The organism is Spongiibacter sp. (genome assembly GCF_041602295.1).
GTDB lineage: Bacteria > Pseudomonadota > Gammaproteobacteria > Pseudomonadales > Spongiibacteraceae > Spongiibacter.
The window spans coordinates 1-4120 of record NZ_JBFIGO010000160.1; the positions used below are offsets into that span (position 1 = coordinate 1).

Annotated in this window: 6 protein-coding genes; 5 read left to right on the plus strand and 1 reads right to left on the minus strand. The window is 56.5% G+C overall.

What is annotated here, in order from left to right; all coding sequences use genetic code 11:
• Positions 1-105 precede the first annotated feature (105 nt).
• Complete coding sequence (locus tag ABYM29_RS15020; protein WP_372865604.1) at positions 106-621, minus strand: GspH/FimT family pseudopilin; 516 nt, start codon at positions 619-621, stop codon at positions 106-108.
• A 368-nt stretch (positions 622-989) separates the two neighbouring features.
• On the opposite strand from ABYM29_RS15020, the gene ABYM29_RS15025 reads away from it, so the two are divergent.
• The 5 genes from ABYM29_RS15025 to ABYM29_RS15045 all read left to right on the plus strand — a co-directional run.
• A complete protein-coding gene (locus ABYM29_RS15025) occupies positions 990-1391 on the plus strand; it encodes a type IV pilin protein (RefSeq protein WP_372865605.1) in 402 nt (133 codons plus the stop codon).
• Between the two features lie 2 nt (positions 1392-1393).
• Positions 1394-1966 carry a type IV pilus modification protein PilV gene (gene pilV, locus ABYM29_RS15030; RefSeq protein ID WP_372865606.1) on the plus strand — a complete coding sequence of 191 codons (573 nt, stop codon included), beginning with the start codon at positions 1394-1396 and terminating at the stop codon, positions 1964-1966.
• Complete coding sequence (locus ABYM29_RS15035) at positions 1963-3144, plus strand: PilW family protein (protein WP_372865607.1); 1182 nt, start codon at positions 1963-1965, stop codon at positions 3142-3144. The genes pilV and ABYM29_RS15035 overlap by 4 nt, the downstream gene beginning before the upstream one ends.
• Positions 3141-3626, plus strand: a complete 486-nt coding sequence (locus ABYM29_RS15040) for a hypothetical protein (RefSeq protein WP_372865608.1) — start codon at positions 3141-3143, stop codon at positions 3624-3626. Before ABYM29_RS15035 ends, ABYM29_RS15040 begins: the two co-directional genes overlap by 4 nt.
• A 25-nt stretch (positions 3627-3651) precedes the next feature.
• A partial coding sequence (locus tag ABYM29_RS15045; RefSeq protein ID WP_372865609.1) for a hypothetical protein occupies positions 3652-4120 on the plus strand: 469 nt, incomplete at its 3' end.

A 4120-nucleotide genomic window follows, 5' to 3' on the forward strand; every position in this document is an offset into this window, starting at 1 on the left:
ATGGCGTTGAGCGCAGCGATACCCATCGGCGGCCTCGTGGATCACCACTCAGAGGTTGATCGTTCCCTCGACTCTGATGCACGCCGCCTGCGCTCGCATGCCCCTTCAACAATGATCCGGCTCATCCCTGGCCCGTCTCAATCTGCCGCTGGCGCTCAGCACCAGGCGCCTGACCGCCTGTTCACCGGTCGCATGACAGAGCGTCAGCGTTCCTGCCTGAAAGGCGCCGCCCAGCAGCTTGGCGTTGCCGAGCGAGGTGTAGCGGACATAGCGCCGAACCGGCGTATTGCCCTTGGCGATCACCCCCTTGGGTAGCGACTGTTCCTGCCTGAGCAGGGGTTCGCCATCATCCAGTTGGCCGTCGTTGTTCAGGTCGACGAATACCCGCCAGCCACTGGCCCAATCGCCGTCGGCGTTGTCGACCAGCACCGGCTGGCGCCGCTTGATCGATTCGCTGCGGGCCAGGGCCAGGTTCGCCGCCAGCGCATTGCTGGCGCTGACCAGTTGTTGGTTGCCGATGAATTGCTGGGCGGCAGGCACGCCGGCGCTGCTCAGCAGCGCGAGGATGCTGAGCGTGGTGAGCAATTCGGGGAGGGTGAAACCGCAAGCGTGACGGTGCATGGCGTCCGTGCCTCTTGGTCGAGTTACCCTGCCATCCTGGTAGGGTATGTGCCGGTCGTCTCCGTCCCGGCTCCGGTGGTCGCGCCGGCCGGGATCTTTTCCACGGCTGGCCTATAAGCTCTAGTCGGGAAATCGTTTTTTGCAAGGAATAAGCGCAAGGCAAGCGCGCAAGAAGAGCAAGAAAAGGGCAAGGTAAGCTGTCGAGCAAAGCTGCTAGATTCGCCTGAGTCGATGGACATGGCCGTCCGTGAATGGAAAAGCGCCAACTGTCGAAACTCCGCACTGGTTAGCGGTATTCCAGTGCAATGATTCGTACCCTACCGGCGCATGGGTAGGGCATGTGACTAAAACCGAGCGCGAGAGGGAACATGGTGAAGCGAACTGAGCAGCGGGGGTTCAGCCTGATCGAGTTGATGATCGTGATCGGGATCATCGGCATCCTGGCGGCAATTGCCCTGCCCAACTATCAGGCCTATCTCATAAAGAGCGCTCGAGCTGCGGCGCAGGCGCAGATGATGGACATCGCTAACCGCGAGCAACAATTTCTCCTCTCCAATCGCGCTTATGTTGATAAGACGGCTTTAGAAACGAGCGGGTTCGCCTTGGAAGATAAAGTGAGCAGCCGCTACAGCTATGCCGTCACTGTAGGTGCGGGGACAGTACCGTCTTTTACTATTACCTTCACTCCAATAGGGGCGCAGGTCGGTGATGGCATCCTGACGCTCACCAATGACGGGACCAAAACACGTGATGGAACGCTGGAGTGGTAATTATGCGCCCGCTTAATCAAGTCAGGCCGGGCTGCCGTCGCCAGCTGGGTATGACCCTGATCGAATTGCTGGTCACTGTGCTGATTCTGGCAGTTGGCTTGCTCGGTATGGCAGGCCTGCAATCGCGCTTGCAGCAATCAGAAATGGAAGCCTACCAGCGCTCTCAGGCCTTGATTCTCCTGCAGGATATGGCCAATAGAATTGCTGTGAATCGCAACAATGCTGACAGTTATCTTACCAACTCGACAGGTATCGGCGGAGCGGGGGTAAATTGCGACCCAGTGGCCGGCGATCTGGCTGCCCGTGATCGTGCCGAGTGGTGTAATGCGCTGCAAGGTGCGGGCGAAACCTCGGGCGGCAGTAGGGTCGGTGCAATGATTGGTGGACGCGGCTGCGTGGAGTCATTACCTGGTGGTGAGTACTTGCTTACCGTGGCTTGGCAAGGAATGGTGCCGCTGGCGGCCCCTCCTGCCGGAGTTGCTTGCGGAGCCAATCTCTACAACAACACGACAAACTGTGCCGGTGACATTTGCCGTCGCGTGGTAACCACTATCGTACGTATTGCCACCTTATGAACTGCATATACAAACCTAACCGCCAATCCACCCGCCCTTGCGACAAGGTTGCGGCGCAAGCGGGTTTCAGTTTGGTTGAACTCTTGGTGGTCGTAGCGATTAGCTTGCTGATGATGGTGGCTATTCTGCAACTATTTCTCGACGTGACCCGTACCCGCGACGAAATGGCCAAGACCAATGCACAGATGGAAAACGGCCGTTTTGCCATTCAGGTGATCGCGGATGATGTGATTCATGGCGGTTTTTGGGATGGCTACATCCCGCAGTTTGATGACCTCACTTCATCAGACATTCCCGCAGACTATCCAGTTGCAGCGCCTGCACCATGCGAAGCCTATCCTTGGGGCGCCGATGCAGCAGCAATTGCAGCATATGAACTCAGGCTCTTGGCCGTTCCCGTGCAAGTCTATGATGCGGTGCCTCCAGGCTGCGCTGCTGTCGTTACGAGCAAGCAGGCCGACACTGATGTGTTGGTGGTGCGTCATGCGGAGACGGTGTCCTATCCAGCAAGCTGCGATACCGACTCTACTCCGGCAAGTTGTGCGGGCTATGACGGTGACAAGGTTTACTTCCAGACTTCGCAGTGCGCTGGCGCATCGCCCTCCTATGTGCTGAGTACTGGCGGCTTTTCCCTGCAGAAAATGACTTGCCTGGCTTCTGCGTTAACCGACATTCGCCGCTACGTTGCCAACATCTATTACATTCGAGATTTTTCCGTAACTGCGGGCGATGGTATTCCAACCTTGATGCGTGCCGAGTTTGGCGGTGACGGTGCTACGGGCTGGTCCGTGCAACCGCTGATTGAGGGCATTGAGGGCCTCGTGGTTGAGTTGGGCGTCGATACTGTCAGTGATAGTGGGGCTGCGGTCGATTACGCTACTGCAGTTACCTGGGCAGATCCACTGAACAAAACGTCACCGACCAACCGGGGGGATGGTGCCCCAGACGGTGCTTTTGTCCATTGCTCGGCCTGCACAGTGGATCAACTGGCCAATACGGTGGCGGTCAAGATTCATGTTTTGGCGCGTAACGTCGACGCCACCCGAGGCTATACCGACGCCAAAGCCTATCAACTGGGCAGTGTTGCCCTGGATCCAGATGACAAGAGCTTCAAGCGCCATGTGTATTCGACCACGGTGCGCTTGAACAATGTCTCGATGCGAAGGGAAACGCCATGAATACTCGGCGCAATCATGGTGCTCAGCGTGGCGCGGCCTTGATCGCAGGCCTGATCATGCTGCTGTTGTTTACTTTGTTGCTTTCAGGCGCCTTGACCCTGAGTAACGTTAGCCTTCAGGCCGTAGGCAATGCGCAGATGCGCGAAGAGGCGTTGGCTGCAGCCAATACAGGCCTAGAACTTAAAATTAGCCAAGACTTTACCGCCGTTCCTGCGGCCTCCACGACCAATGTGGATATTAATAATGATGGTGTCGTTGATTATGTGGCAGAAATCGCTGAGCCGGTGTGCATTCAGGCAACGGTTGCGCAGGCGCTTGACCCGAGTAGCGCGAATCTCCCCGGCATGTCGTCGACTACTTGGAATACCGTCTGGCTTATTCAATCTGAAGTGGCGAATGTGGCCAATGGCGCGTCAGTCCGCGCTCGTGCCGGGGTGCGTGTACTCTTGAGCGACGCGCAATACCAAACCAAATGCCTGTAAAACTAGCTGCTGAAAGGAGCACAACATGAACATATCAGGGTTAAGATTTTTATTGCCCTTGTTTCTATTGGTAAGTTCAGTTGTGCAGGCTGAGGATATTGACCTGTTTGTCGGCAGCAATCCTCCTGAAGCGGCGGACTATCCGAATGTCATTATCCTGATCGATAACACGTCAAACTGGACTGCAGCCAACCAGCAGTGGGTTGGCGGGGTCCAAGGGCAGGCGGAATTAAACGCAATCGTAACGGTAGTGAACTCACTGGCTCCGGCGGGTCAGGATGCCCCAATCAACTTGGGCATCATGATGCTAACGGAGAAGCAAGGGAACTCCGATAATGCCGGTGCCTATGTACGATCGGCGGTCAAGCCCATGACTGCGGCAAATCGGACTAAGCTGGCCGACATGCTGACCACACTTTCTGCGAATATAAACTCACCAAGTGAGAAGGTTAATGCTTCGCTGGGATTCGATCAGGCGATGTTCGAAGTATTCA